This window comes from Streptomyces sp. NPDC091289, from assembly GCF_044757365.1.
Lineage (GTDB): Bacteria > Actinomycetota > Actinomycetes > Streptomycetales > Streptomycetaceae > Streptomyces.
In genome coordinates this window covers 55,777-82,216 of sequence record NZ_JBIVUT010000025.1, presented here as the reverse complement: position 1 = coordinate 82,216, position 26,440 = coordinate 55,777, and the positions used below count along the sequence as shown (strand labels likewise).

23 protein-coding genes and 1 pseudogene are annotated in these 26,440 nt (G+C 71.4%); 11 read left to right on the top strand and 13 right to left on the bottom strand.

Annotation, left to right across the window (positions count from 1 at the left end; all coding sequences use genetic code 11):
* Window positions 1-114: 114 nt before the first annotated feature.
* Entirely contained in the window at window positions 115-1,269 is a 1,155-nt protein-coding gene (locus ACIQPT_RS29605) for a glycerophosphodiester phosphodiesterase (RefSeq protein WP_401160246.1), read from the bottom strand.
* A gap of 263 nt (window positions 1,270-1,532) precedes the next feature.
* Here ACIQPT_RS29605 and ACIQPT_RS29600 point away from each other — a divergent pair, with 263 nt between their 5' ends.
* A complete protein-coding gene (locus ACIQPT_RS29600; protein ID WP_073806017.1) occupies window positions 1,533-2,204 on the top strand; it encodes a 1-acyl-sn-glycerol-3-phosphate acyltransferase in 672 nt (223 codons plus the stop codon).
* 97 nt (window positions 2,205-2,301) lie between these two features.
* Here ACIQPT_RS29600 and ACIQPT_RS29595 read toward each other — a convergent pair whose 3' ends face one another.
* Complete coding sequence (locus ACIQPT_RS29595; protein WP_401160244.1) at window positions 2,302-3,846, bottom strand: MFS transporter; 1,545 nt, start codon at window positions 3,844-3,846, stop codon at window positions 2,302-2,304.
* A complete protein-coding gene (locus tag ACIQPT_RS29590; protein WP_401160242.1) occupies window positions 3,843-4,391 on the bottom strand; it encodes a TetR/AcrR family transcriptional regulator in 549 nt (182 codons plus the stop codon). Before ACIQPT_RS29590 ends, ACIQPT_RS29595 begins: the two co-directional genes overlap by 4 nt.
* A gap of 226 nt (window positions 4,392-4,617) precedes the next feature.
* Here ACIQPT_RS29590 and rox point away from each other — a divergent pair, with 226 nt between their 5' ends.
* Window positions 4,618-6,045 (top strand): rifampin monooxygenase, encoded by a 1,428-nt coding sequence (rox, locus tag ACIQPT_RS29585; protein ID WP_401160240.1) that lies wholly within the window; start codon window positions 4,618-4,620, stop codon window positions 6,043-6,045.
* A 96-nt stretch (window positions 6,046-6,141) separates the two neighbouring features.
* Entirely contained in the window at window positions 6,142-8,307 is a 2,166-nt protein-coding gene (gene helR, locus ACIQPT_RS29580) for an RNA polymerase recycling motor ATPase HelR (protein WP_401160238.1), read from the top strand.
* A gap of 40 nt (window positions 8,308-8,347) precedes the next feature.
* Here the strand turns inward: helR and ACIQPT_RS29575 are convergent, their stop codons facing one another.
* From ACIQPT_RS29575 to ACIQPT_RS29565, 3 genes are all read right to left on the bottom strand, one after another.
* Complete coding sequence (locus ACIQPT_RS29575; RefSeq protein ID WP_401160236.1) at window positions 8,348-9,319, bottom strand: aldo/keto reductase; 972 nt, start codon at window positions 9,317-9,319, stop codon at window positions 8,348-8,350.
* Window positions 9,320-9,455: 136 nt separating this feature from the next.
* Window positions 9,456-10,883, bottom strand: coding sequence for an argininosuccinate lyase (gene argH / locus ACIQPT_RS29570; RefSeq protein ID WP_401160235.1), 1,428 nt, complete (start codon window positions 10,881-10,883; stop codon window positions 9,456-9,458).
* Window positions 10,884-10,995: 112 nt separating this feature from the next.
* On the bottom strand, window positions 10,996-12,192 hold the full coding sequence (locus tag ACIQPT_RS29565) for an argininosuccinate synthase (protein ID WP_401160233.1): 1,197 nt from the start codon (window positions 12,190-12,192) through the stop codon (window positions 10,996-10,998).
* 244 nt (window positions 12,193-12,436) lie between these two features.
* Between ACIQPT_RS29565 and ACIQPT_RS29560 the strand changes: the two genes are divergently transcribed.
* Window positions 12,437-12,862, top strand: a complete 426-nt coding sequence (locus ACIQPT_RS29560) for a hypothetical protein (RefSeq protein WP_401160231.1) — start codon at window positions 12,437-12,439, stop codon at window positions 12,860-12,862.
* Between the two features lie 251 nt (window positions 12,863-13,113).
* Window positions 13,114-14,226 carry a hypothetical protein gene (locus ACIQPT_RS29555; protein WP_401160230.1) on the top strand — a complete coding sequence of 371 codons (1,113 nt, stop codon included), beginning with the start codon at window positions 13,114-13,116 and terminating at the stop codon, window positions 14,224-14,226.
* A gap of 560 nt (window positions 14,227-14,786) precedes the next feature.
* Here ACIQPT_RS29555 and ACIQPT_RS29550 read toward each other — a convergent pair.
* Window positions 14,787-15,914 (bottom strand): IS630 family transposase, encoded by a 1,128-nt coding sequence (locus ACIQPT_RS29550; protein WP_401160228.1) that lies wholly within the window; start codon window positions 15,912-15,914, stop codon window positions 14,787-14,789.
* Window positions 15,915-16,037: 123 nt separating this feature from the next.
* On the opposite strand from ACIQPT_RS29550, the gene ACIQPT_RS29545 reads away from it, so the two are divergent.
* The 3 genes from ACIQPT_RS29545 to ACIQPT_RS29535 all read left to right on the top strand — a co-directional run bounded on the left by ACIQPT_RS29545 (window position 16,038) and on the right by ACIQPT_RS29535 (window position 18,725).
* Window positions 16,038-17,279: a hypothetical protein gene (locus tag ACIQPT_RS29545; protein WP_401160226.1), complete on the top strand. Its 1,242-nt coding sequence runs from the start codon at window positions 16,038-16,040 to the stop codon at window positions 17,277-17,279.
* Between the two features lie 42 nt (window positions 17,280-17,321).
* Window positions 17,322-17,921, top strand: a complete 600-nt coding sequence (locus tag ACIQPT_RS29540) for a pyridoxamine 5'-phosphate oxidase family protein (protein WP_401160225.1) — start codon at window positions 17,322-17,324, stop codon at window positions 17,919-17,921.
* 87 nt (window positions 17,922-18,008) lie between these two features.
* Window positions 18,009-18,725, top strand: a complete 717-nt coding sequence (locus ACIQPT_RS29535) for a L,D-transpeptidase (RefSeq protein ID WP_401160223.1) — start codon at window positions 18,009-18,011, stop codon at window positions 18,723-18,725.
* A gap of 10 nt (window positions 18,726-18,735) precedes the next feature.
* Here ACIQPT_RS29535 and ACIQPT_RS29530 read toward each other — a convergent pair whose 3' ends face one another.
* From ACIQPT_RS29530 to argC, 5 genes are read right to left on the bottom strand one after another with little or no spacing between them, the layout of a single operon-like run.
* Window positions 18,736-19,272, bottom strand: a complete 537-nt coding sequence (locus tag ACIQPT_RS29530; RefSeq protein ID WP_366821952.1) for an arginine repressor — start codon at window positions 19,270-19,272, stop codon at window positions 18,736-18,738.
* 25 nt (window positions 19,273-19,297) lie between these two features.
* Window positions 19,298-20,503 carry an acetylornithine transaminase gene (locus ACIQPT_RS29525; RefSeq protein ID WP_401160221.1) on the bottom strand — a complete coding sequence of 402 codons (1,206 nt, stop codon included), beginning with the start codon at window positions 20,501-20,503 and terminating at the stop codon, window positions 19,298-19,300.
* Window positions 20,500-21,444 carry an acetylglutamate kinase gene (gene argB, locus ACIQPT_RS29520; protein ID WP_164613381.1) on the bottom strand — a complete coding sequence of 315 codons (945 nt, stop codon included), beginning with the start codon at window positions 21,442-21,444 and terminating at the stop codon, window positions 20,500-20,502. Before argB ends, ACIQPT_RS29525 begins: the two co-directional genes overlap by 4 nt.
* Window positions 21,441-22,595, bottom strand: a complete 1,155-nt coding sequence (gene argJ / locus ACIQPT_RS29515) for a bifunctional glutamate N-acetyltransferase/amino-acid acetyltransferase ArgJ (protein WP_401160219.1) — start codon at window positions 22,593-22,595, stop codon at window positions 21,441-21,443. The genes argB and argJ overlap by 4 nt, the downstream gene beginning before the upstream one ends.
* Window positions 22,592-23,620, bottom strand: a complete 1,029-nt coding sequence (argC, locus tag ACIQPT_RS29510; protein ID WP_401160217.1) for an N-acetyl-gamma-glutamyl-phosphate reductase — start codon at window positions 23,618-23,620, stop codon at window positions 22,592-22,594. The genes argJ and argC overlap by 4 nt, the downstream gene beginning before the upstream one ends.
* Before the next feature lie 58 nt (window positions 23,621-23,678).
* Here argC and ACIQPT_RS29505 point away from each other — a divergent pair.
* The 3 genes and pseudogenes from ACIQPT_RS29505 to ACIQPT_RS29495 form a co-directional block, all read left to right on the top strand.
* A pseudogene (locus ACIQPT_RS29505) lies at window positions 23,679-23,798 on the top strand (VOC family protein); the annotation flags it as partial.
* Window positions 23,799-23,930: 132 nt separating this feature from the next.
* Window positions 23,931-24,563, top strand: coding sequence for an ArsR/SmtB family transcription factor (locus tag ACIQPT_RS29500; protein ID WP_401160215.1), 633 nt, complete (start codon window positions 23,931-23,933; stop codon window positions 24,561-24,563).
* Complete coding sequence (locus ACIQPT_RS29495) at window positions 24,560-25,930, top strand: MFS transporter (RefSeq protein WP_401160213.1); 1,371 nt, start codon at window positions 24,560-24,562, stop codon at window positions 25,928-25,930. The genes ACIQPT_RS29500 and ACIQPT_RS29495 overlap by 4 nt, the downstream gene beginning before the upstream one ends.
* Before the next feature lie 63 nt (window positions 25,931-25,993).
* Here ACIQPT_RS29495 and ACIQPT_RS29490 read toward each other — a convergent pair whose 3' ends face one another.
* A complete protein-coding gene (locus ACIQPT_RS29490) occupies window positions 25,994-26,338 on the bottom strand; it encodes a hypothetical protein (protein WP_401160211.1) in 345 nt (114 codons plus the stop codon).
* Between the last annotated feature and the right edge of the window lie 102 nt (window positions 26,339-26,440).

Here is a 26,440-nt window from a genome sequence, read left to right as displayed (position 1 = left end):
GTGGCGGCCGCCGGTTGCCCCGGACGCCCGGCACCACCCGACCGGGGCATGCCGGGGTGGGCGGCTGACGGCCCGCCCCGCGTGCGGGCGCCCGGTGACGGCTTCCGTACGGTGTCAGCGCCCGGCGTGGTCCGCCGCCGCGAGCAGGGCCGTGTCCGGGTGGTCGGCGAAGATGCCGTCGATGCCGGTGGCGAGGTAGGCGGCGTAGGCGCCGAACACGTCCCCGTAGGCGTTGGGGTCGGTGCCGCGCCGGAAGTCGGCGGGCAGGAAGCTGTTCTCGTTGCGCATCGTGTACGGGTGCAGCAGCAGGCCCTTGGCGTGCGCGTCCCGTACGAGCGTGGTCGGGGTGGTGAGCCGTCCCGAGGCGTCCTTCGGGATGACCAGGTCGAGCGTCGGGCCGATGCCCTGCGCGAAGGAGGCCAGCCACTTCAGTCCGGCGGGCTTCACCAGGTCGGCCACCGTGCGCGGGTCGCCCGACTCGACGAAGTCCCAGGGGCGCTCGTTCGGGCCGGAGAGCAGGACGATGCGCGGGGTGTCGACGAGCCGGGCGAGGCGCTGGACGGAGCTGGGCTCGAAGGACTGGAGGATGAGCGGGGAGTTCTTCCGGTCCCGGCCGTGGCGGCGCAGCAGCCGGGCGAGGGGCTCCTCCAGGCCGAGGCCGAGGCCCCGGAAGTAGCTGGGGTGCTTGGTCTCCACGTACAGCCAGACGGGCTTTCCGCGCTTGCGGCCCTCCTTCTCCGCCCAGCGCAGGACCTCCTCGAAGGTGGGGATGGCCCAGCGGCCGTCGTAGAGGGTGTTGTCCGGGCGGTTGCCGGGGATGCGCTCCGTGGCCCGCAGGGTCTTGAGCTCGGCGAGGGTGAAGTCCTCGGTGAACCAGCCGGTGTAGGAGACGCCGTCGATGCTCTTGGTGGCCCTGCGGCCGGCGAACTCGGGGTGGTCGGCGACGTCGGTGGTGGCGGTGATGTCGTTCTCGTGGCGGCAGACGAGGTGCCCGTCCTTGGTCGGCACGAGGTCCTGCTCGACGATGTGCGCCCCCAGGTCGAGGGCCAGCTGGTAGGAGCCGAGGGTGTGCTCGGGGCGGTAGCCGCTGGCCCCGCGGTGGCCGATCACCGTCGGCACGGGCAGATCGCGCAGCGATCCGTGGCCGCCGCCGTGACCGCGGCCCCGCTCGGCGGCCTGGGCGGCGGGCAGGCCCAGGGCCGCGGTGCCGAGGACCGCGGCGCCCAGAAGGGTCCGCCGGCCAGGGGTCTTCCGCGCACGCTCCGTCATGAATGCTCCTCGCTCGGTGATGTCCGGGACCGGTCCAGCGAGGCCCGATCGTAGGCTGGGAGACGTACGAAAGGACGGACCGTCGGCCAACATGGCGGAAACACACGTCAACACTGCGTATCCGCTTCGTGAACCCGATGTGCGATCAGCGCATACCCGCGAGTATCGTCCTCACCTGCACCGACCATCATCCGTCGGCACCGGCCACCGCCCGGTGGATCTCACCCACCGCGGCCGGCCCGGCCACGACACCGGAGGAACCGTTGTCCCGTCTCACGGTCATCAAGGCAGTGCTCGGACCGATTCTGCGCCTGATGTTCCGCCCACAGGTGGAAGGCGCCGAGAACATTCCCGGGACCGGGCCGGTGATCCTCGCGGGCAACCACCTCACGTTCATCGACTCGATGATCATGCCGATCTGCTGCGACCGGCCGGTGTTCTACATCGGCAAGGACGAGTACGTCACGGGCAAGGGCCTCAAGGGCAGGCTGATGGCCTGGTTCTTCACCGGCTGCGGCATGATCCCGGTGGACCGGGACGGCGGCCGGGGCGGGGTCGCGGCGCTGATGACCGGGCGCCGGGTGCTGGAGGAGGGGCAGGCCTTCGCGATCTACCCCGAGGGCACCCGCTCCCCCGACGGCCGGCTCTACCGGGGCCGTACGGGCATCGCGCGGCTGACCCTGATGACGGGCGCGCCGGTGATCCCGTTCGCGATGATCGGCACCGACAAGCTGCAGCCGGGCGGCGCGGGCCTGCCCCGGCCGGGCAAGGTCACGGTGCGCTTCGGCGAGCCGATGGAGTTCTCGCGCTACGAGGGCATGGACCGCGACCGCTATGTGCTGCGGGCGGTGACGGACTCGGTGATGGCCGAGGTGATGCGGCTGTCCGGCCAGGAGTACGTGGACATGTACGCGACGAAGGCGAAGGCCGCCTGACCGCTCGTACGGCAGTCACGGCAGTCACGGCAGTCACGGCGAAGGGCCCGCACCCCCGGGGAGGGAGTGCGGGCCCTTCGCCGTGCGGTAGCGCGGTCTACGGGTGCTCGATGCCGTCCTCCAGCTTCTGGCCCCGCAGCAGGAACCAGGCGGCGACGGCCGCCGCCAGCAGTACCGCCGCGCCGACGCCCGCGGCCGACCGCAGTCCGTCGACGAACGCCTCCTGGGCCGCCGCCACCAGCGGCCCCGCCTGGGCGGCGGGCAGTGCCCCGGCGGCCTCGACCGCCCCGCCCAGCGACTCATGGGCGGCCGACTCGATGTCGGCGGGGATGCCGGACGGGGTCGGGAAGCCCCGGTAGACGCCGGTGACGATGGAGCCGAGCAGGGCGATGCCGAGGGCCGCGCCCAGTTCGTACGCGGTCTCGGAGACGGCGGACGCGGAGCCCGCCTGCTCCTTCGGGACGCTGGAGAGGATCACATCGGCGGTGACGGTGAAGGCGAAGCCCGCGCCGACGCCGACGACCAGCAGCATGGCGCCGAGCAGCGGGTAGCCGGTGTGCTGGTCGAGCAGGGTCACACTGCCCAGGGCGAGACCGACCGCGGCCAGGCCGCCCGAGACGACCGAGCGGACCGAGAAGCGGCGGGCGGCGAATCCGGCCAGCAGACCGGCGGTCACCGCGCCGATCGCGGCGGGAAGTTCGGCGAGTCCGGCCTCCAGCGGGCCCCGGCCCTGCACCAGTTGCAGGAACTGGGAGAGGAAGAAGACCAGGCCCGACAGGCCGAGGATGGTCAGCAGGTCGGCGAGGACCGCGCCGGAGAAGCCCCGGTGGTGGAAGAGCCGCATGTCCAGCAGGGGCGCGGGCAGCCGCAGTTGTCTGCGGACGAACCAGGCGAGCGCGCCGACGCCGAGGACGGCCGCCGCCCCGGCCTCCCAGCTCAGCCCGTGCGAGGCCGTCTCCTTGATGGCGTACACGACACCGATCATGCCGACCAGCGAGAGCCCGACACTGAGCATGTCCCAGGGGCCGGGGGCCGGGTTCTTGGACTCGGGGATCAGCTTGATGCCGACGACGACGAGGACGGCCATCACGGGCAGGTTGATGAGGAAGACCGAACCCCACCAGAAGTGTTCGAGCAGAAACCCGCCGACGACCGGGCCGACGGCCGCACCCGCCGAGGCCATGGCGCCCCAGATCCCGATGGCGAGGCTGCGCTCGCGCGGGTCGTGGAAGAGGTTGCGGATCAGGGCGAGGGTGGACGGCATCAGGGTGGCGCCCGCGACACCGAGCAGCGCCCGGGCCACGATCATCATCTCGGGCGTGGTCGCGTACGCGTTGAGCACGGAGACCGCGCCGAACGCGACGGCGCCGACCAGCAGCAGCTTCTTGCGGCCGATGCGGTCGCCGAGGCTGCCCATCGAGACGAGCAGACCGGCGATGACGAAGGAGTAGACGTCACCGATCCAGAGCAGCTGGTTGCCGGTCGGTTCGAGGTCCTCGCTGAGGAACGGGGTGGCGAGACCGAGGACGGTCGCGTCCACGGCCACCAGCAGCACGGCGAGGACGAGGACGGCGAGTGCGATCCACCGCCCCGGGCGGCGCACCTCGTCCGTGGTGTCCGGGTTCTGGTCGGTGCTGGTCATGGCTCAACGCTCCGGCGTGCTCCGCCGAGCAGCAACTCGACGATCATGTGTTGGAAGTCCTGTGCGGCGACCCGTCCCGCCTGGACGGCCCAGGCGCCGGTGCCGACGAGCCCGTAGAGGGCTTCCGTCAGCCAGGCGGGGGTGAGGTCGATACGGAATTCGCCGCGTTCCTGGCCGCGGCGGAAGAAGGCGGAGACACGGGCGTCGGCCCGGTTCCAGCCCTCGTTGACGTCGCCCTCGAAGAGCTGGTTCTCGTTGACGAGGAACGACAGCAGTCCGGCGCTGGGCTCGACGGCCGCGATGAGGCGGCGCAGCCCCTCCTCGGAGGTGTCCTCGTCGAGCCGGGCGGCGTCCAGGGCCGCCTCGAACTCCTGGATGCCGAGATCCTCCAGCGCCTTCACCAGCGCGTCGCGCCCGGCGAAGTGGCGGTGGAGGGTGGCCCGGCCGATGCCCGCCGCCTTGGCGACCTCGTCCATGGTGGCGGTCGATTTGTGGGTCAGCAGGGCGGCGGCGCTGCGCAGCACCTGCTCACGGTCGAGAGTCATGAGACGACCATAACCCATGTGAGACATCATCGTCTCATCGGAGGCATCGGTGGATCCGGTGAGGCGTCGCACGCGAGGAAGGCCCGGTGGGGAAACAAAAAAAAGTGGCCGGAGGTAAAACCACTCCTTGCCACTCTTAATTTATAGCGGATGGGGGGCCTTGCGGCAAGACCCCCCATATGCCGCAGAATCGTCCGCATTCGACGTCGACGAAGGCGGAATGGTGATGATCGACGTAATCGTCGTCGGCGGCGGGCCCACCGGACTGATGCTCGCCACCGAGCTGCGGCTGACCGGAGCGCACACGGTCGTGCTGGAGAAGCTGGCGGAGCCGACCCGGGAGACCCGGGGGCGTGGACTGCATGTGCGCAGCGTCGAGGTGATGGACCAGCGCGGACTGCTGGACCGGTTCCTCGCGGTCAGTGAGAAATTCCAGGTGGGCGGCTTCTTCGGCGGCATCCGGAAGCCCTGGCCGGACCGCCTGGACACCGCGCATCCGTACGGCCTTTCCACCCTGCAGCCGGTGACCGAGCGGCTGCTCCGCGAACGTGCCGTCGAGCTGGGCGCCGAGATCCGGCGCGGCTGGGAGGTGGCCGGGCTGAGTCAGGGCGCGGAGGAAGTGACCGTCGAGCTGGCGGACGGCACACAGCTGCGTTCGCGGTACGTCGTCGGGTGCGACGGTGGCCGCAGCACGGTGCGCAAGCAGCTCGGCGTCGACTTCCCCGGACAGCCCGCCACGGTCGAGACGCTGCTCGGCGACATGGAGATGACCGAGGACCCGGCGACGGTCGCCGCCGCCGTCGAGGAGGTCCGCAGGACGCAGCTCCGCTTCGGCGCCATCCCCAACGGCGACGGCACGTTCCGGGTGATCGTGCCCGCCGAAGCGGTGTCCGATGACCGGTCCAAGGCGCCGACCCTGGAGGAGTTCAGGCAGCGGCTGCGGGCCGTCGCGGGCACCGACTTCGGCGTCCACTCGCCCCGTTGGCTCTCCCGGTTCGGCGATGCCACCCGGCAGGCCGAGCGCTATCGGGTCGGCCGGGTCTTCCTGGCCGGCGACGCGGCGCACATCCACCCGCCGACCGGCGGGCAGGGGCTCAACCTCGGGGTGCAGGACGCGTTCAACCTCGGCTGGAAGCTGGGCGCGGCGGTCGACGGCCGGGCGCCGGACGGTCTGCTGGACAGCTACCACGCCGAGCGGCACCCGGTGGGCGCGCGGGTCCTGGACAACACCCGGGCGCAGATCACCCTGCTGGGCACCGATCCGGGCGCCGTCGCGCTGCGGGAGCTGCTCTCCCGGCTGATGGACTTCGAGGAGGTCAACGTGTATCTGACCGGGATGGTCACCGCGGTCGACGTCCGTTACGACTTCGGCGCGGGCCACGACCTGCTCGGCCGGCGGCTGCGTGACCTGCCGCTGAAGCGGGGCCGTCTCTACGACCTCACGCACGAGGGCCGCGGGCTGCTCCTCGACACCACCGGCCGGCTGTCCGTGGCGGGCTGGGCGGACCGGGTCGACCATGTCGTCGACGTCGCCGAGGGCCTCGACGCCCCCGCCGTACTGCTGCGGCCGGACGGCCATGTGGCCTGGGCCGGCCAGGAGCGGGCGGAGCTGTTCGACGCGATGGCCCGGTGGTTCGGGGCACCCGCCGCCTGAGGACGCGCCGCACCCTCCCGGCCTCGCCCCATCTCACCCCCGGGGGAATGCCGCCCCTATACGTACGCCTACGCACCGCAGATCGGAACCGACGACGTGACACCCCTGACCACCAGCGCGTTCGACCTCCCCGACCGTCTCTCCCCCAAGGCCGACCCGGCGCTGATCGCCGATGACGAGGGGCATTTCGCGGCCATCGCCCACCGCCTGGAACAGTCGATCGCCGAGCTGACCGACCGGCTCGCGGCCGAACGCAGGGCGCCCGGCGGGGCAAGCCGACAGGCGATGGACCGGGACGTGGAGATCCACCGGCTGACCGCCCGGCTGCGCACCCTGCGCCGGTTCGGCCTCGACCTGTGCCTCGGGCACATGGTCCCCGCCGACGGCTCCGGGCCGCTGTACGTGGGCCGGCTCGGGCTGACCGACAGCGCGGGCCGCCGACTGCTGGTCGACTGGCGCTCCCCGGCGGCCGAGCCGTTCTTCGGGGCCACCCATGCCGACCCGATGGGCCTGGTGAGCCGCCGCCGCTACCGCTGGAACGGCGGCCGGATCAACGACTACTGGGACGAGGTGTTCGCCCCGGAGGGGTTCGCCGGGCATGCCGCGCTGGACGACCAGTCCGCGTTCATCGCCAGTCTCGGCGGCAACCGGTCGGCCCGGATGCGCGATGTGCTGGGCACCATCCAGGCCGACCAGGACGCCGTCATCCGGGCGGGCTCCCGGGGCACGCTCGTCGTCGACGGCGGGCCCGGCACCGGGAAGACCGTCGTCGCGCTGCACCGCTCCGCCTATCTCCTGTACGCCGACCCGCGCCTGGGCCACCGTCGCGGTGGGGTGCTGTTCGTCGGCCCGCACGAGCCCTATCTCGGGTACGTCGCCGATGTCCTGCCGAGCCTCGGGGAGGAGGGCGTGCAGACGTGCACCCTGCGGGACCTGGTCGCCGAGGGAGCGGCAGCCGTGGCCGAGACCGATCCGGAGGTGGCGCGTCTGAAGGCGTCGGCGGACTTGGTGAGGGCCATCGAGCCGGCCGTCCGGTTCTACGAGGAGCCGCCCGCCGAGGGCGTACGGGTGGAGGCGCACGGGGCCGACCTCTGGCTGAGCGCCGCCGACTGGGCCTCGGCGTTCGGGGCGGCGGACCCGGGCACCCCGCACAACGAGGCGCGCGACCAGATCTGGGAGGAGCTGATCACGATCCTGGTGGACAAGCACGACGGCGACGCCCCGGAGGAGGCGCTGCGTGCCTCGCTGCGGCGGAACCGGGAGCTGTTCGCCCTCTTCGACCGGGCCTGGCCGCTGGTCGAGGCGGCCGACCTGGTCGGCGACCTCTGGTCCGTACCCGCGTACCTGCGTAAGTGCGCCCCCTGGCTGACCCCCGAGGAGGTCCGGCGGTTGCGGCGCGCGGACGCCCAGGCGTGGACGGTGTCCGACCTGCCGATTCTGGACGCGGCCCGGCAGCGGCTCGGCGACCCGGAAGCGTCCCGGCGCAGACGGCGTCACGAGGCGGCGGCCGCCGCCGAACGCGCGCGGATGGACGACGTCGTCGACAGCCTGCTCGCCGACGAGACCCTGGTCGACGCGGACGCGGACGGCGAGGGCGCGCTGGTGATGCTGCGCGGGGCGGATCTGCGGGAGTCGCTGGCCACCGCCGACCGGCCGAGCGGGGTGGAACCCGACCTGCTGGCCGGGCCCTTCGCGCACATCGTCGTGGACGAGGCCCAGGAGCTGACCGACGCGCAGTGGCAGATGCTGATCCAGCGGTGCCCGTCCCGGAGCTTCACCGTCGTCGGGGACCGGGCGCAGGCCCGGCACGGGTTCCCCGAGTCGTGGCGGGAGCGGCTGGAGCGGGTCGGGCTGGACCGGATCACGTTGGCCTCGCTGACCATCAACTACCGGACGCCGGAGGAGATCATGGCGGAGGCGGAGCCGGTCGTCCGGGCCGTGCTCCCCGACGCCAATGTGCCGGTCTCCGTCCGCGGCAGCGGCATCCCCGTCGCCCACGGGTCCGTGGAGGACCTGGACACGGTCCTGGCCGACTGGCTCGCCGCGCACGACGACGGGATCGCCTGTGTCATCGGCGACCCGGCGTTCCGGGCGACGCCCCGCGTGCGGTCGCTGACCCCGGAGCTGTCGAAGGGCCTGGAGTTCGACCTGGTCGTGCTCGTCGACCCGGAGCGGTTCGGGGAGGGCGTCGAGGGGGCGGTGGACCGCTATGTCGCGATGACCCGGGCGACCCGGGAACTCGTCGTCCTGACGAGTTCCTGATGAGCTCCTGACGAGTCCTGAGGGTCGGCGGGTCGGGATCTCAGTGCCAGGGCAGGCCGGCGCGGTGCCGCCAGTAGGCCTCCGGCTCCTCGACCAGGGCGTCGAGGCGGGCCCGCTGCTCGTCGTCCAGGTCGACGACGGCGGCGTGCAGATTGCCGGAGAGCTGGCCCACCGTGGCGGCGCCGGAGAGCACGACGTCCGCCCAGGGCTGGTGCAGGACCAGGGCGAGGGCGACCGCATCGCCGCCCACACCCGCGCCGGCGGCGATCTCCTGGAACACGGCGGGGGCCTCGTCCCCGGCGAGGCGCCCGTTGGCCATGCCCTCCTTGACGATCACGGTGAGCCCGGCGTCGTGGGCCTCGGCGAGCGCGGGCGCGGCCGAGGTCTCCAGGGCGTTGAAGGTGGCCTGGACCGTACGGAAGAGGGGTTCGCCGTCGACCGTGACGGCCAGGGCCGCCCGGATCGCCTCGGCCTGGGCGGGCCCGCTGGTGGAGAGGCCGACGGTGACGCCGTCGGCGGCCAGGGCGGCGAGGCGTTCGTGGAGCTCCTTGTCGGCGAGGGCCGGGCTGTCGGGGGTGAGCGAGTGGATCTGGTAGAGGCTGAGCCGGTCGCCGATCAGGGCCCGGGTCTCGGCGTACTGGCGCTCGAAGGTGGCGAGCCCGTGGTCCTTGACCTCGTGTTCCTCGGCCTCGACGCCCCAGTCGGCGGTGTACGTGTAGCCCCATTTGGAGCCGACGACGAGGTCGGTGAACGAGGGCCGGGCGTTCAGCCACTCGGCGAGGAACTCCTCGGCGCGGCCGTAGGAGCGGGCGGTGTCGACGTACCGGACGCCCTGGGCGTAGGCGGCGTCCAGCAGCTCGTGGGTGCGGGCGCGCAGGGCGTCGACGTCCCGGTCGGCGGGCAGGTCCCGGTCTCGGTGGAGATTGATGTAGCCGGGCCTCCCGACGGCGGCCAGGCCCAGTCCGATGTGGGCGGTCGGGGTCGTCGCGGCGGCCAGGGCGGCGAAGGGCATCGCGGGCTCCTCGGGGTCGGGTTTCGGTTACTCCTACCCCGGTGAGCGCGGCCCGCGACACCCTTCGTCCATCCGGCGCGACACCTCGTCCATCCGGCGCGCGACACCGCTTCGGCGCGCACCCCGCCCGGTACTCCTACTGGCGGGCGGTCGCCCAGGCGTGCTGGGCGGCCAGGTCTTCCTTCACCTCGGCGAGCTGGACGGCGACGGCGGAGGGGGCCGTTCCGCCCCGGCCGTCGCGGGAGGCGAGGGCGCCCCGCACATTGAGGACGGTGCGGACCTCGGGGGTGAGGTGCTCGGAGATCGTGGCGAACTGCTCGTCGGTGAGCTGGTCCAGCTCGATGCCGTGCCGCTCGCACTCCTTGACGCAGGCGCCGGCCACCTCGTGCGCCACCCGGAAGGGGACACCCTGCTTGACCAGCCACTCCGCGATGTCGGTGGCGAGCGAGAAGCCCGCCGGGGCCAGCTCCTCCATGCGCTCACGGTTGACGGTGAGGGTGGCCATCATGCCGGTGAAGGCGGGCAGCAGGACCTCCAGCTGGTCGCAGGAGTCGAAGACGGGTTCCTTGTCCTCCTGGAGGTCCCGGTTGTACGCGAGCGGGAGCGCCTTGAGCGTGGCGAGCAGGCCGGTCAGATTGCCGATGAGGCGACCGGACTTGCCCCGGGCCAGCTCCGCGATGTCCGGGTTCTTCTTCTGCGGCATGATCGAGGAGCCGGTGGAGAAGGCGTCGTGGAGGGTGACGAAGGAGAACTCCTTCGTGTTCCAGATGATGATCTCCTCGGCGATCCGGGAGAGGTTGACGCCGATCATCGCGGTGATGAAGGCGAACTCCGCGACGAAGTCCCGCGCGGCGGTGCCGTCGATGGAGTTGGCGACCGAGCCGTGCTCGAATCCCAGGTCGGCGGCGACCGCCTCCGGGTCGAGCCCGAGCGAGGACCCGGCGAGCGCCCCGGAACCGTACGGGGAGACGGCGGTGCGCTCGTCCCACTGGCGCAGCCGCTCGGCGTCCCGGGAGAGGGACTGGACGTGGGCGAGCACATGGTGGGCGAAGAGGACGGGCTGGGCGTGCTGGAGGTGGGTCCGGCCCGGCATCGCGACGTCCGCGTGCGCCTCGGCGAGGCCGACCAGTGCGCTCTGGAGGTCGGCGATCAGGCCGCCGATGGTCCGGGCGTGGTCGCGCAGGTACATCCGGAAGAGCGTGGCGATCTGGTCGTTCCGGGACCGGCCGGCCCGCAGCTTGCCGCCGAGGTCCGCGCCGAGGCGCTCGAGGAGTCCGCGCTCCAGGGCGGTGTGGACGTCCTCGTCCGCGATGGTTCCGGTGAAGGAGCCGTCCGCCACATCGGCTTCGAGCCGGTCGAGGCCTTCCCGCATCCGGGTCAGCTCGTCCTCGGTGAGCAGGCCCGCCTTGTTGAGGACGCGGGCGTGGGCGCGGGAGCCGGCGATGTCGTACGGCGCGAGCCGCCAGTCGAAGTGGACGGAGGCCGACAGCCTGGCCAGCGCCTCGGCCGGTCCGTCGGCGAAACGCGCGCCCCAGAGCCGGACGTCACCGTTGTTGCTGCTCACTGCGTGCTCCTCAAAGACAAAGGCAAAGGTGCGGGTATGCGGCCGCCTCCCTGCCGCGCTGGACGGGGAGGCGGCTGTTCAACGAGGGGAGGTGGGGCGAGGTCGCGTCGGGCTATGCCTGCAGATCGCGCTTCGCCGCGATCTTCGAGGAGAGGCCGAAGATCTCGATGAAGCCCTGCGCCTTGGACTGGTCGAAGGTGTCGCCCGAGTCGTAGGTGGCGAGGTTGAAGTCGTACAGCGACTCGCTGGACTTCCGGCCGGTGACGACGGCGCGGCCCGCGTGCAGGGTCATCCGGATGTCGCCGGTGACGTGCTGGTTGGCCTCGTTGATGAAGCCGTCCAGGGCCCGCTTCAGCGGGGAGAACCACAGGCCGTCGTAGACCATCTCGCCCCAGCGCTGCTCGACCTGCCGCTTGTAGCGGGCCAGCTCGCGCTCGACGGTGACGTTCTCCAGCTCCTGGTGGGCGGTGATCAGCGCGATCGCGCCGGGCGCCTCGTACACCTCGCGGGACTTGATGCCCACGAGCCGGTCCTCGACCATGTCGATCCGGCCGATGCCCTGGGCGCCGGCCCGCTCGTTGAGCTGCTGGATCGCCTGGAGGACGGTGACGGGACGGCCGTCGAGGGCGACGGGCACGCCCTCCTTGAAGGAGATGACGACCTCGTCGGCCTCGCGCGGGGTGGCGGGGTCGGCGGTGTACTCGTAGATGTCCTCGATCGGCGCGTTCCAGATGTCCTCCAGGAAGCCCGTCTCGACGGCGCGCCCGAAGACGTTCTGGTCGATGGAGTACGGGGACTTCTTGGTGGTCGCGATCGGGAGGTTCTTCTCCTCGCAGAAGGCGATCGCCTTGTCCCGGGTCATCGCGTAGTCGCGGACCGGGGCGATGCACTTCAGGTCGGGGCCGAGCGCGGAGATACCGGCCTCGAAGCGGACCTGGTCGTTGCCCTTGCCGGTGCAGCCGTGGGCGACGATCCCGGCGTTGTGCTTGTGGGCGGCGGCGACGAGGTGCTTGACGATGGTCGGCCGGGAGAGGGCCGAGACCAGCGGGTAGCGGTCCATGTAGAGCGCGTTGGCCTTGATCGCCGGGAGGCAGTACTCCTCGGCGAACTCGTCCTTGGCGTCCGCGACCTCGGCTTCGACGGCACCGCAGGCGAGCGCGCGCTTGCGGATGACGTCCAGGTCCTCGCCGCCCTGGCCGACGTCCACGGCAACGGCGATGACCTCGGCGCCCGTCTCCTCGGCGATCCAGCCGATGGCGACGGAGGTGTCCAGACCGCCCGAGTAGGCGAGTACGACGCGCTCGGTCACGAGTTTCTCCTTACGGTGCAATCACTGATGGGTATAACTATGCGTTCCTCCGTATGCTTTGTCAAAGTGGCAGGTCAGGGCAGTGGAAGTGGTAGCGCGGGCGGAAATCTTCGGTGCTCTTCGGCCGGAAGGCCTCTAGTGCCGTATCAGGCAATGTTCGCCCTGTTCTGATGGGTGGGTTGCCGCCTGGCAGCGTCGCTCTCTTCGGCTGGGGCAGCCTGCTGGAGTCTTGATGGGGTGCACGGTGACTTCTCCAGATGGCGATGTCCTTGCCGCTGCGGTGGCAAGGGCCGCGACGACCTTCGGCGGCATGACGGCCCAAGCGGACGAGACCGTGTGCGGCCGGTGCTTCGATGAGGTCGAGGTCGAGCTGCTGCGGACTCCTGACGTCCGTCTCCCGACGGATCTTGTCGGCCGGGTCGCGCAGAAGGATCCTTTCCATTGGGACGACCAGCCCGCGATCATCCGTCGGGTCCTGCCGCAGCTCGTCGTGGTGCTCGCCGAGGGCGCGGTCGAGTCCGCTCTCATGGCTCGTGGACTGGCCGCGGCGGGCTGGTCGCGGGGGCCCCGCGAGCAGGCTGGGGCGGTGGCTGGTTTCCTGGAGGCATGGTGGACACAGGCCCTGCTGGCTTCGTCGACTGCAAGTGACAGCAGTTGTCGATGGTTCTGAGCGGCATTCAGCACTCGAGGGGCGAGAGAATGTTGACGAGTTCCGACGGCGCTGCGGGCACTCGGAGGCCGGAGTCGGGCACAGCGGGGCTTCGCCTCGGGTACGCGGAGGGTTGGTCGGCGAGACACTCAATGCCTACGGCCGAACAATCCTCGTGCCCGCGCGGATGGGAAGGCACTTCTGTGGCCGGCCAAACGCGTCTACGATCTTGTGCCTGGGGTTGGGAAGGACGTGGGCGGGGAGGCGAACGGGTGGCCGAGGTTGTGTTCGGCAGGTGGCGTGGGCTGTTCCGGCAGCAACGCCCGCAGGAGGCGGCGGTGCTCGAAGCCGACATAACAGCCTTCGGCGAGGAGCTGGCGCGCTATGAATTCGTCCCGGTCGACCAGGGAACCGCCGCTCTCGCCCTTGGCGACTACGAGCGGGCGCTCGATGCCTACGAGCGGGCGAAGCGGAACGTGGCGGGCGACCACGGCCGCAACAATCAGAAGGCCGAGGCCGCCGTGCTCGCCTTGGAGGAGGGGCGACACGCACTGGCCTGCGCGCAGGCGAGTGCTGCAGGGATGCCCCTGCCGAAACTCCAGCTCCCATGCTTCTTCGACCCGCGCCACGGACCGTCGGTGACCCGGGTCTCCTGGAAGCCTCCGGAGGGGGAGCCGCGTCCCATCGACGTCTGCGCGGCGGATGCGGTTCGACTCAGGGAGAACCGGCCCCCCATCGCCACCGGCGGGCCCTTGGGTCGGGGCCCGGATCGTGCCCAGCCCAAGGAGCAGTCTGCCGAGCCCGTGGGGCGGTTCTCCGCCCCTGCGCCGGGCGGGCGTCGGCATCCCTACCGCATCTGGCCACCTGGCACCCCCGTCGCACAGCGCGCAGAGGGCCAGGGCGAGGGCAAGGCGAGGCTCCGGCGCCCGGAACCGGGCCAGCCGGTGCTCCTGGTGGTCCGGCTCGACGGTCCCGGCCGCGTGGACCTCCCCGGCTTCCCAGCCTCCCGCAGCGTCACGGCCGGTTCCAGCCTGCGCCGCATGATCGTCCCACTGCCTGCGGACGGCAGTGAGTACATCGGGGTCCGGATCCGGACGACAGGGCCGTGGCGTGCCTGGCTCCATCCACCCCAGCACATCCCCGTTCTGGAGTCCCGGCTCAACTCCCGCGGCCCATACGTCTTCCGGTACACCGGCGGCCCGGCCACCCTGATGCTCAGACAGCACGGAAGCGGCACGCTCCGCCTCCACGAGCTGACGGAAGCCTTCGAGACGGGGCTACCGCTGTTCACAGGCAACGGCACCTGCAACGGCCAGGCCCGCCTGACCGGCCCTACCCTGATCCGCGTTCGCTCCAGCAGGAACTGGCACCTCACTCTCCAGTGAGCGCTCCCCGCAGAAAGGCGAACGGAGCGGGCCACCTCGGCAGCAGTGGTGCGCCAAGAGAGGCGCCGTGAACGACGCCCGTGCCATCGCCGACGCGCCTCGAACCATGAGCACCTGGATACCGCCCCTGGCAAGAATCCCAGTGCCTCCCGAACTCATCGATATCGCCGGACCGCTGATCCAGGCACCTCCCGAACACGTCGACAAGTGACTTCACTACTGCTCGACAGAGCCACCCTGCGGATGGAGTCGCTACCGACCCCGGCGTGCAAGGTCTTCGAGAGCTGTGTGACCGCGAGTTCCTCAGTCGCCCCGTGGCTCGCCCGCTGGGAGGCGGAGAGGGGCACGGTCGCCCGCCACCATCTGACTGAGAGCGTCGGCTGGTGCGGGAGGAGCTGACGTCCGACGACTCGCCGTTTACCTGGTGGTGGGGCACCGCGGCGCAGGAACAGGCTGCCTGGCACGAGGTTAAGACATGGCTGGCCGCTCAGACCCAGGCAACCGTGGTGCCGGACGGACTGTGGCCGGACCGGCAGTAGTGACCGCCGACGAAGTCGGGTTCAGGCGACATTCGCTCTGGCCACGACCTTCCGGAGGCGCTGGTCAGCAGCATGATTGTTCCGCCAGATGATGTAGCGACGGATCATGCTGCCCTGCTCTTTGTGATCGGCGTGTTCCGTGCCGTCGAGGGTGAAGTAGCGCAGGGCCGTGAACTGGGCCTCGATGCGGTTGAGCCAGGAGCTGTTGGTCGGGGTGCAGGCCATCTCGACGTTGTTCGCCGCAGCCCAGGTGCCGACGCGCTGGCACCTCTTCGTGGTCAGGTGCGGTGAGAAGTTGTCACTCACGATCGCGATCCGGACCTCGGGCGGGTAGAGGCTGCGCAGATAGCGGCAGAACTCCAGGAACTGGGTGCGTTTCTTGATCGGTTTGATGTGGCCGTAGAGCTTGTCCTTGGCCAGGTCGAGTGCGGCGAACAGGTGCCGCACTCCGCCGTAGCGGTTGTAGGTCGCCCGCCGTCGTGGTTCGCGGTCGGGGTCCCTGTGCTTGCCGCCACGCTCGGCCCATTGCCGTCCGGGGTGGGGCATCAGGTTGAGCGGGCCGAACTCGTCCATGCAGAAGATGACTTCGGGCTCGCCGTCCTCGGGTATGACCTCGCCGTCGGCGATTGCATAGAGGTGCTCGACGCGGGCCTTCTTGGCCGCGTAGTCCGGGTCACGGGAGGCCTTCCAGGTCTTCAGGCGTTGAAAGGAGACGCCTTCCTCGCGAAGCAGGATGCGCAGGCCCTCGTGGCTGATGTCGTCGACCACCCCCTCGGCGACCAGGAATTCCGCCGGCCTGGTCAGGCTCCACGTCGAAAACGGCAGGTCGTGCTCGGTCGGCTTGGACTTCGCGATCTTCTTGATCTCCCGGCGCTCGGGCAGGGTGAAGGTCCTGGGACGGCCGCCGGAGTACTTCGGATACAGCGAGTCGAAGCCGTCCGTATTGAAGTTGTGGATCACATCCCGTACCCGGTCATGGCCGGTGAACGACACCTCGGCGATCTTCGCCACCGGCATGCCCTGCGCGGACAGCAACACCATCTGGGCACGCCGCCAGGTCACTACCGACCCGGTGCCCCTGCGGATGATCCGCAGCAGCCGCCTTCCCTCGGCGTCATCGATCTCGCGCACGCGTACTCGTTCTGCCACCCAGACAGGGTGACCGTCACGCGCCGTGCGGCACAGCACCCGGACGGCACGTCACATCACAACAGGGCAAACGTTGCCTGATCCGGCACTAGCATCGGCATCCGACGACAGGGAGGGGCCGCGGTGAGGGACGGCGAGCGGGAGGCGTTGGAGGCCGTGGTGCTCGTGTCCGAAGGCGTGCCGCCGCACGAGGCGCTGGACACGGGTTCGGCCGAGGCATGGGTGGCCTTCGACACCGCCGTACGGGAACTCGCCCACCGGCCCTGGAGACTGCCGCACCTGGACGAGAAGCGGCCGGGGCTTTCGGCCCTGTTCGGCTTTCGTCCCTCGCCGCCGCCACCGCGTCCACCGGCGCTGGCCCTGTGCCACCCGGACGGAAGGGTCCGCGAGGCGGCGCTGGACGGGATCGACGCCGCCCCGGAGCTGCATCCGCTCCTGGTGGTGCGGTGCGCGGACTGGGCCGAGCCGGTGCGCGAGCGCGCCAGGCTGCTGCTCGGCAAGCTGTCCGCGCGTGAGCTGGTCCCGCTCACCGAGCTGACCCTGCGGTTGTCCCGGCGCGCTCAGGGCCACTTCGCCCGCGCGCTGCTGGAGCGCGCGCTGCGGGAGTGGCCGGCGGCGGACGTCCTGGCGCTGGCGGCACATCCGGACCGTGCGACGTACCGGTTCGCGTACCGGGGCGCGGTGGACCGCGGGCTACTGACGCCGTCGGAGCTGGCCGCCACGGCGGCGACCTGCGGCGATGTCACGCTGCAGGACCTCTGCGCGGAGGCCGCCGTCGCGGCGCCGACCGGCGCGGCGGAGCAGGCCGCCGTGCTGGACCGGCTGCTGACGGCCCGGGCCGCGCGGGTGCGCGCGGCGGGAGTGACCGCGTTGCGGCGGGCCGGGCGGCACGGTGAGGCGCGGACGTTCCTCGCCGATCGCTCCCCCGTCGTACGGGCCTGCGCGCGCTATGTGCTGCGGCAGGGCGGCGTCGATCCGCTTCCGGTCTACCGGACCCTGTGCGCCGAACCGGACGCGCATCCGGCGGCGGCCGCCGGACTCGGCGAGTGCGGCGAACGCGCGACGGACGCCCGAACGCTGTGGCTTCTGGTCGAACACCCGCTGCCCGTCGTGCGCCTGAACGCGATCACCGGACTGCGCGCACTCGACGAGGCGGTACGGGAGCGGCTGACGCCGTTGCTGGACGACCCGAGCCCGGCCGTGGTGCGGGCGGCGACCCGGGCCCTGTTGCCGGAGGCCGCCGGGATTCCGGAGTCCCTGCTGCGCGAGCGGTCCGCGCCGGACCGGCCGCGCGCGGTGCGGGTGGCGGCCGCGCGGTTGCTGCGGGCGGCGGAGCGGCACCACCGGCCGCCGCCCGGATACTGAAATGCCCTGATCAGCAACCCTGCCGGAGCGGATAATCACCTCATGGGAAAAACGCATGAGCGTATCGAAGGACGCCTCAGAACCTTCATCGAGGAACAGCACATCTTCTTCACGGCCACCGCCCCGCTGGACTCCGACGGCACGGTGAACCTCTCCCCCAAGGGCCTCACCGGCTCCTTCGCCGTCCTCGACGAGCGGACCGTCGCCTATCTGGACTTCGCCGGGAGCAACGCCGAGACCGTCGCCCACCTCCGCGAGAACGGCCGCATCACCCTGATGTGGTGCGCGTTCCAGGGCCCGCCGAACATCGTGCGGGTGCACGGCCGCGGTGAGCCGGTCTTCCGCGACGACCCCCGTTTCCCCGGGCTCCTCGACCGCTTCCCCGGCGTCGACCCGGCCCCGCACGGGCTGCGCGCGATCATCGTGGTGACCGCCGAACTGATCCGTGACACCTGCGGGTTCGGCGTGCCGTTCCTGAGCTACGACGAGGACCGCACACTGCACGCGGACCGGTTCGAGCGCGACGACGACGAGAGCCTCAGCGCCTACTTCGCGAAGAAGCCGGACATCGCGACGAGCATCGACGGACTGCCGGGCCTGCCGCTCCCGCTCCCGCCGCTGCCGGCCGCCCTTCCGGAGTGAGCCGGGCCGCGCCTCCAAAGTGAGCCGCTGGGCCGTACGGAGCAGGTCCGGTGGGGCGGGTCCGCCGGCCGCCGTACGGTCCGGAGCATGCGCAGATCACTGGTGACCGCCGCCGTACTCCTCGCCCTGGCCGGCTCCCTCGGGGCCGGGCCCGCCGCCGCCTCCGCCACCGACGTACCGCCCCTGCCGGACCGGCTGGCGGACACGGGCGGCGGCTCCCAACTGATCACCGCCGAGGCCCCGGACACCGGCTCCACGACGGGCACGGTGACCTGGTGGGAGCGGCGCGGGGGCCGGTGGGCGGAGGCGGGATCCGCGCCCGCACGGTTCGGGGCGAACGGGCTCGCCGATGGCGCGACCCGGGAGCAGGGCACGAACACCACGCCGACCGGTCTTTACGACCTGCCGTACGCCTTCGGCATCGAGGACGCCCCGGCGGGGACGACGTATCCGTACCGCGAGGTCACCGAGGACTCCTGGTGGTGCCAGGACAACGCCTCGGGCGCGTACAACCGTTGGGTGGAGCCGCGCCCGGCGGACTGCCGGGCGGCGGAGGCCGAGCATCTGGTCTCCTACGGCACGCAGTACGCCCGGGCGCTGGTGATCGGTTTCAACTACGACCGTCCGGTACGCGGCCGGGGCGCGGGGATCTTCCTGCATGTGAACGGGCGCGGGGCGACGGCCGGCTGTGTCTCGGTCCCGGCGGACGCGATGGCGCGGATCCTGGCCTGGGCGGACCCGGAGCGCGCACCGCACATCGCGGTCGGGACCAGCTCGGGCCCGACCGCGATCACGCGCTACTGAACGGAACCGCTCAGCGGTCGTTCTGAGCGAGCCTCAGCAGGTGGTCGGCGAGCGCCTGACCGCCGTTCGGGTCGCGGCTGATGAGCATCAGCGTGTCGTCGCCCGCGATGGTGCCGAGGATGTCGTGCAGTTCGGCCTGGTCGATGGCCGAGGCGAGGAACTGGGCGGCGCCCGGCGGGGTGCGCAGCACCACGAGGTTGGCCGAGGCCTCCGCCGAGATGAGCAGTTCGGAGGAGAGCCTGCGCATCCGCTCCTCCTTGGCCGAGCCGCCCAGCGGGGCCTGCGGGGTGCGGAATCCGCCCTCGCTCGGCACCGCGTAGATCAGCTCGCCGCCGGTGTTGCGGATCTTCACCGCTCCCAGCTCGTCGAGGTCGCGGGAGAGCGTCGCCTGGGTGACGCTCAGCCCGTCGTCGGCGAGGAGCTTGGCCAGCTGGCTCTGCGAGCGGACCGGCTGCCGGTTCAGGATGTCCACGATCCGGCGGTGGCGGGCGGTGCGGGTCTGCGGCACGGACGGCCCGCCGTGCTCGGTTTCCTGCGCCTCGGTCATCGTCGTCGCCTCATTCTCCGGAGGGTCATGCTCCGGATCGTCCGTCCCCGTGTGCCGCGTCGAGAGCGCTCGGCAGGATCTCCAGGAACGCGTCCACCTCCGCGTCACCGATGATCAGCGGCGGCATGAGCCGTACGACATCGGGGGCGGGCGCGTTCACCAGGAGGCCGGCTCCCTGGGCCGCCTGCTGCACCTGCGGTGCGAGGGGTCCGGTGAGCACGATACCCAGCAGCAGGCCACTGCCGCGGACATGGGAGACCAGCGGGTGTCCCAGCGCCTCCACGCCGTCGCGGATCTTCTCCCCGAGCCGCTTGACCTCGTCGAGCGCGCCGTCGGCCGCGAGGGTGTCGATGACGGCGAGTCCGGCGGCGCAGGCGACGGGGTTGCCGCCGAAGGTGGTGCCGTGGTGCCCGGGCTTCAGCAGGTCGGCGGCCGGGCCGAAGGCGACGGTCGCACCGATCGGCAGTCCGCCGCCGAGTCCCTTGGCGAGGGTGACGATGTCCGGCTCGACGCCTTGGCGGGCCTGGTGCTCGAACCAGTGGCCGCAGCGGCCGATCCCGGTCTGCACCTCGTCGAGGACGAGGAGGGTGCCGGTGGCACGCGTGATCTCCCTGACGGCCTCCAGATAGCCCTTGGGCGGAACGACGACACCGTTCTCGCCCTGCACCGGCTCGATGATGACCAGCGCGGTGTCGGTGGTGACGGCTGCGCGCAGGGCGTCCACGTCCCCGTACGGCACATGCGTGACATCGCCGGGCAGCGGCCGGAACGGCTCCTGCTTCCCCGGCTGGCCGGTGAGGGCGAGCGCGCCCATCGTCCGGCCGTGGAAGCCGCCGTCGGTGGCGACCATGTGGGTGCGCCCGGTGAGCCGGCCGATCTTGAAGGCGGCCTCGTTGGCCTCCGCGCCGGAGTTGGCGAAGAAGACCCGGCCCTGACGGCCGAACAGCTGGAGCAGCCGCTCGGCGAGCGCGACCGGCGGCTCGGCGATGAACAGGTTCGATACGTGACCGAGGGAGGCGATCTGGGTGGAGACGGCCTCGACGACGGCGGGGTGGGCGTGGCCGAGGGCGTTGACCGCGATGCCGCCGACGAAGTCGAGGTAACGGGTGCCGTCCTCGTCCCAGACGTACGCGCCTTCGCCGCGGACGAGCGGCAGGCGGGGCGTGCCGTAGTTGTCCATCAGCGCGCCCTGCCAGCGCGAGGTGAGTCCGCTGCTGTCGGTGCCGGTCATGATGCCCCCTGTTCAGGCCCTGTGTGTACGTCGGCTGCGTGTACGTCGATGGGGGCGTCCGGCACGACCATGGTGCCGATGCCCTCGTCGGTGAAGATCTCCAGCAGGATCGAGTGCTGGACCCGGCCGTCGATGACGCGGGCGGTCTCGACGCCGTTGCGCACGGCGTGCAGACAGCCCTGCATCTTGGGGACCATGCCACTGGACAGCTCCGGCAGCAGCTTCTCCAGCTGGCTCGCGGTGAGCCGGCTGATGACGTCGTCGCTGTTGGGCCAGTCCTCGTACAGCCCCTCGACGTCGGTGAGGACCATCAGCGTCTCGGCGTTCAGGGCGGCGGCGAGCGCGGCGGCCGCGGTGTCGGCGTTGACGTTGTAGACGTGGTGGTCGTCGGCGGAGCGGGCGATGGAGGAGACGACCGGGATGCGGCCGTCGTCCAGCAGCGCCTGGATGGCCCCGGTGTCGATGGCGGTGATCTCGCCGACCCGGCCGATGTCGACGGACTCGCCGTCGATGGTGGGCCGGTGCTGGGTGGCGGTGATGGTGTGGGCGTCCTCGCCGGTCATGCCGACGGCGAGGGGGCCGTGCTGGTTGAGGAGGCCGACCAGCTCGCGCTGGACCTGTCCGGCGAGCACCATCCGGACGACGTCCATCGCCTCGGGGGTGGTGACGCGCAGCCCGGCCTTGAACTCGCTGACCAGGCCCTGCTTGTCGAGCTGGGCGCTGATCTGCGGGCCGCCGCCGTGCACGACGACGGGCTTGAGGCCGGCGTGCCGCAGGAAGACGACGTCCTGGGCGAAGGCCGCCTTCAGCTCCTCGTCGATCATGGCGTTGCCGCCGAACTTGATGACGACGGTCTTGCCGTTGTGCCGGGTCAGCCAGGGCAGCGCCTCGATGAGGATCTGCGCCTTCGGGAGTGCGGTGTGCTTCCGCGCGGCGCTCATGAGCTGTACGCGCTGTTCTCGTGGACGTAGTCCGCGGTGAGGTCGTTGGCCCAGATGACAGCGGACTCGGTACCCGCGGCGAGGTCGGCGGTGACCTTGACCTCCCGGAAGCGCATGTCGACGAGGTCGCGGTCCTCGCCCACTCCCCCGTTCTTGCAGACCCAGACGTCGTTGATGGCGACATTGAGCCGGTCCGGCTCGAAGGCGGCCTTCGTGGTGCCGATGGCGGAGAGGACGCGGCCCCAGTTGGGGTCCTCGCCGTGGATCGCGCACTTGAGGAGGTTGTTCCGGGCGATGGACCGGCCGACCTCGACGGCGTCGTCCTCGGTGGCCGCGTTGATCACCTCGATCCGGATGTCCTTGGACGCGCCTTCGGCGTCGCCGATGAGCTGCCGGGCGAGGTCGTCGCAGACAGCCCGTACGGCCTCGGCGAACGCGCCCCGCTCCGGGGTGATGCCGCTGGCGCCGGAGGCGAGCAGCAGCACGGTGTCGTTGGTGGACATGCAGCCGTCGGAGTCGACCCGGTCGAAGGTGGTGCGGGTGGCGTCGCGGAGGGCGGCGTCCAGCTGTTCCGCGGGCACATCGGCGTCGGTGGTGAGGACGACGAGCATGGTGGCGAGGCCCGGGGCGAGCATGCCCGCGCCCTTGGCCATGCCGCCGACGGTCCAGCCCTCGCCGCCCGCGACGGCCGTCTTGTGCACGGTGTCGGTGGTCTTGATGGCGATGGCGGCCTTCTCACCGCCGTGCTCGCTGAGCGCGGCCGCGGCCTGCTCGATACCGGGGAGCAGCTTGTCCATGGGGAGCAGGAGACCGATGAGCCCGGTGGAGGCGACGGCGACCTCACCCGCGCTGTGGCCCTCCAGCACCTCGGCCACCTTCTCGGCGGTCGCGTGGGTGTCCTGGAACCCCTGGGGTCCCGTACAAGCGTTGGCGCCACCGGAGTTGAGGACGACGGCGGTGACCTCGCCGCCCTTGAGAACCTGCTCCGACCAGAGCACCGGGGCGGCCTTGACACGGTTGGAGGTGAAGACGCCCGCGGCGGCGCGGCGCGGCCCGTTGTTGACCACGAGGGCCAGGTCCGGGTTCCCGCTGTCCTTGATTCCCGCGGCGATGCCCGCCGCGGTGAATCCCTGTGCTGCCGTGACGCTCACGGTGCGACTCCGATCGTCGAAAGACCTGTGTCCTCGGGGAGTCCGAGGGCGATGTTCATGCTCTGGAGGGCGCCGCCCGCGGTGCCCTTGGCGAGATTGTCGATGGCGCAGATGACGATGATCCGACCGGCGGCGGGGTCGTGGGCGACCTGGACCTGTACGGCGTTGGAGCCGTACACCGCGGCGGTGGCGGGCCACTGCCCCTCGGGCAGGAGGTCCACGAACGGCTCGTCCGCGAAGGCCTTCTCATACACCGCGCGCAGGCTCTCGGCGCTCACGCCGGGCTTCGCCTTCGCGCTGCACGTGGCGAGGATGCCGCGCGGCATGGGCGCGAGGGTGGGCGTGAAGGAGACGGTGACCGGCTCACCGGCGGCGGCGCTGAGGTTCTGGATCATCTCGGGCGTGTGACGGTGCCCGCCGCCGACGCCGTACGGGGTCATGTTGCCCATCACCTCGGAGCCGAGCAGATGCGGCTTGGCCGCCTTGCCCGCCCCTGAGGTGCCCGACGCGGCGACGATCACGGCCTCGGGCTCGGCGAGGGCGGCCTCGTACGCGGGGAAGAGCGCGAGGGACACGGCGGTCGGGTAGCACCCGGGCACGGCGATCCGCCGCGACCCGGCGAGCGCGGCCCGCCCGCCCGGCAGCTCGGGCAGCCCGTAGGGCCAGGTCCCGGCGTGCGCGGACCCGTAGAACGTCTCCCAGTCACCGGCGTCCTTGAGCCGGAAGTCGGCCCCCATATCGACGACGAGGACCTCCTCCCCGAGCTGCTCGGCGACGGCGGCGGACTGCCCGTGCGGGAGCGCCAGGAAGACGACGTCGTGCCCGGCGAGGACCTCGGCGGTGGTGGGCTCCAGCACCCGGTCGGCCAGCGGCCGCAGATGCGGCTGGAGCGATCCGAGCGCCTGCCCGGCGTTGGAGTGCCCGGTGAGGGCGCCGATCTCGACCTCCGGGTGCGCCAGCAGAAGGCGGAGCAGCTCCCCGCCGGCGTATCCGCTCGCCCCTGCCACTGCTGCTCGTACCACCATCGGTAACCCTCCTGATCGATGGCATGACTATACGCATCGACGCACTTTTATGCAAAGCGCCCGGCTGCTCTCCCTCGGCGCCCGGCGCGCCGACACCGTGCGGGACGAGCAGCACTGGGTGACCCTCCTCGACCCGGAGGGCAACGAATTCTGCGTCCTGGGTGAGCGGAAGAGCTGAGCGGGTCCGGGCAGCCGTTCGGGCGCAGCGCTTCACGAACGAACCGTAGAGACCTCCGCAAAGGGGTCTTCGCAAAGAGTTCTTCGCGAAGACCCCTTTGCGAAGAACCCTTTGCGGTCTACCTTGTATCCCATGACTGATGCGGTGGAGAGACCGGACGGCCCGGACGTCGAAGAGGACTCGGTGGTTCTGGATGCCAAGGGGCTCCGTGCCCTGGCGCATCCGGTACGCGTGCAACTGGTCGGGCTGCTGCGGAAGTACGGCCCGTCGACGGCCACGCGCCTCGCGGAGCGGCTGGGCGTGAACTCCGGGACTGCCAGTTACCACCTGCGTCAGCTCGGCGCGGCCGGTTTCGTCGAGGAGGACACCGAACGCGGCAACGCGCGGGAGCGCTGGTGGCGTTCGGTGCACCGGACGACCTGGTTCAACGATCCGGAGCTGACCGAGCGGGAGCCCGAGGCCGCGCTGGCCTACCAGCAGTCCGTCGCCGCCATCTATACCCTGCGCACGCAACAGACCCTGAACGGGCTGCAGACGATGCCTCGCGTGTGGCGCAACACCTTCGACATGAGCGACTGGGCCCTGCGGCTCACCCCCGAGGAAGCCGTCGCGCTGGAACGGGAGTTGAAGGACGTCATCTCGCGTTACCGGCGGGACGACCCGGGTGCGGCGGCGAGCGCCCCCGAGGGAGCCGAACGGGTCGCCGTGATCACGCACATCCTTCCCGAGCTGGACACCCCCGCGGCGGACACGGGGACCTCATGACGGCGGCCGCCCCGGGCGACCTCGGCGGCATATCCGGCGAGAAGTCCTTACGGCCGCTGGGCGGGGTGCTGGCGGCCATCGCCGTGTCCCTGACCGGCACCCGCATCTCCTTGGTGGCCCTGCCCTGGTTCGTGCTCGTCACGACCGGCAGCGCGACCCTGACCGGGCTGGTCGCCTTCTGCGAGATGGCGCCCTACGTCCTGGTCAAGGCCTTCACCGGCCCCCTGGTGGACCGGACCGGACCGCGGGCCGTCTCCTGGACCACGGACCTGGCCAGCGCGGTCGCCGCCGCGTCGATCCCGCTGCTCCACACCCTGGACCTGCTGTCCTTCCCGGTCCTGCTGGGCCTGGTCGCGGTGATCGGCGCGGCTCGTGGCCCGGGCGATCTGGCCAAGGAAGTCATGGTGCCGGAAGCGGCCGAGCGTGGCGGGATACCGCTGGAGCGGGCCACCGGCCTGTCCGGCGTGGTCGAGCGGCTGGCCTCCACCGTCGGCCCGGCGGCGGGCGGCGTCCTGGTGGCCCTGCTCGGCCCCCTGCCCGGCCTGGTCCTCAACGCGGTCTGCTTCGCCCTAGGCTCGGTGATCGTCGCCGTCGCGCTGCCTCGCGGTATGGGGCGTCCGGCCGTGGACACCGCGGCACCGGTCGACGGGGCGGAACCGGAACCGGGCTACTGGCGCCGGTTCGGCGAGGGTTTCGCCTTCCTGCGGGGCGAGCCGTTGCTGCTGGCCGTCATCGTCATGGTCGGGATCACCAACTTCCTGGACGCGGCGCTGACCACCCTGCTGCTGCCCGTCTGGGCCAGGGAATCCGGGAACGGCCCGACGGCGATCGGCCTGATCGGCAGTGTGATGGGGGCCGCCGCGGTCGCCGGGAGCCTCATCGCCGCGATGGCCGCGCACCGACTGCGGCGCAGGATGGTGTTCCTCGGCGGGTTCCTGCTGGCCGGGGCGCCGAGGTTCCTGGTGCTGGCCGTCGACGCTCCGCTGGGGGCGGTGCTCGCCGTCTTCGCCGTCAGCGGGTTCGGGGCCGGGTTCATCAACCCCGTACTGGGGGCCGTCCTCATCGAACGGGTGCCACGCAGGATGCTGGGCCGCGTCAACGCCCTCGGCGACTCGCTGTCCTGGTCCGGCATCCCGCTCGGCGGGCTGCTCGCCGGTGCGGCGGTGACCGCCGTCGGACTCACACCGGTTCTGCTCGCCTGCGGAGCCGCGTACTTCCTCACCACCAATCTGGCCGGACTGCGGCCGGAGTGGCGCGAGATGGACCGGACGCGTGGGCGAGGCGCGCCGCGGCGGCGAACCGAGGAGAAGGAAGAGAAGGAGAAAGAGGAGGACGGTTCGCAGGACCGGGCGAATACAGCGACTTGACGCTTACGGGGACGTGTTGCCCGGAGCCGACCGTCCGGCCCGGGCAACACGCATAGCGGCTCGTCAGATGAAGAGCACCGAACGCACCTTCAGCCGCTCCGACGCCCCGCCGGTGTGCGGGCGGAGGGGGAAGGAGTCACCCTCGCAGTCGGTGTCGGTGAAGACCTGCGCCCAGGCGTCCGTGCGGTTCTTCGGGGAGTGTCCGGGCTCGGGGTTCTCCTGGTCGACGCCCGGCAGATTGACGCACTGGCCGCTCGGCGGGCTGTTCAGGAAGCCGGTCGCCTCGTATCCCTCGACGGTCACGTAGTCGTAGCGGAACTGCCCCTCGGCCGCCGAGGCGGAGGAGGGGACGGCGGCGAGGAGCAGCGCGGCGCCGAGGACGGCGGGGAGGGCGGAGCGAAAGCGCATGGGTGAAATCCTTCTGGTGATGGGGGTGTTGCCGTGGCCCTCTCTTCCCGGCAGGCAGGGCCGGTCACGGGTGGGGGCCACACGCGGGTACGTGTTTCCGCA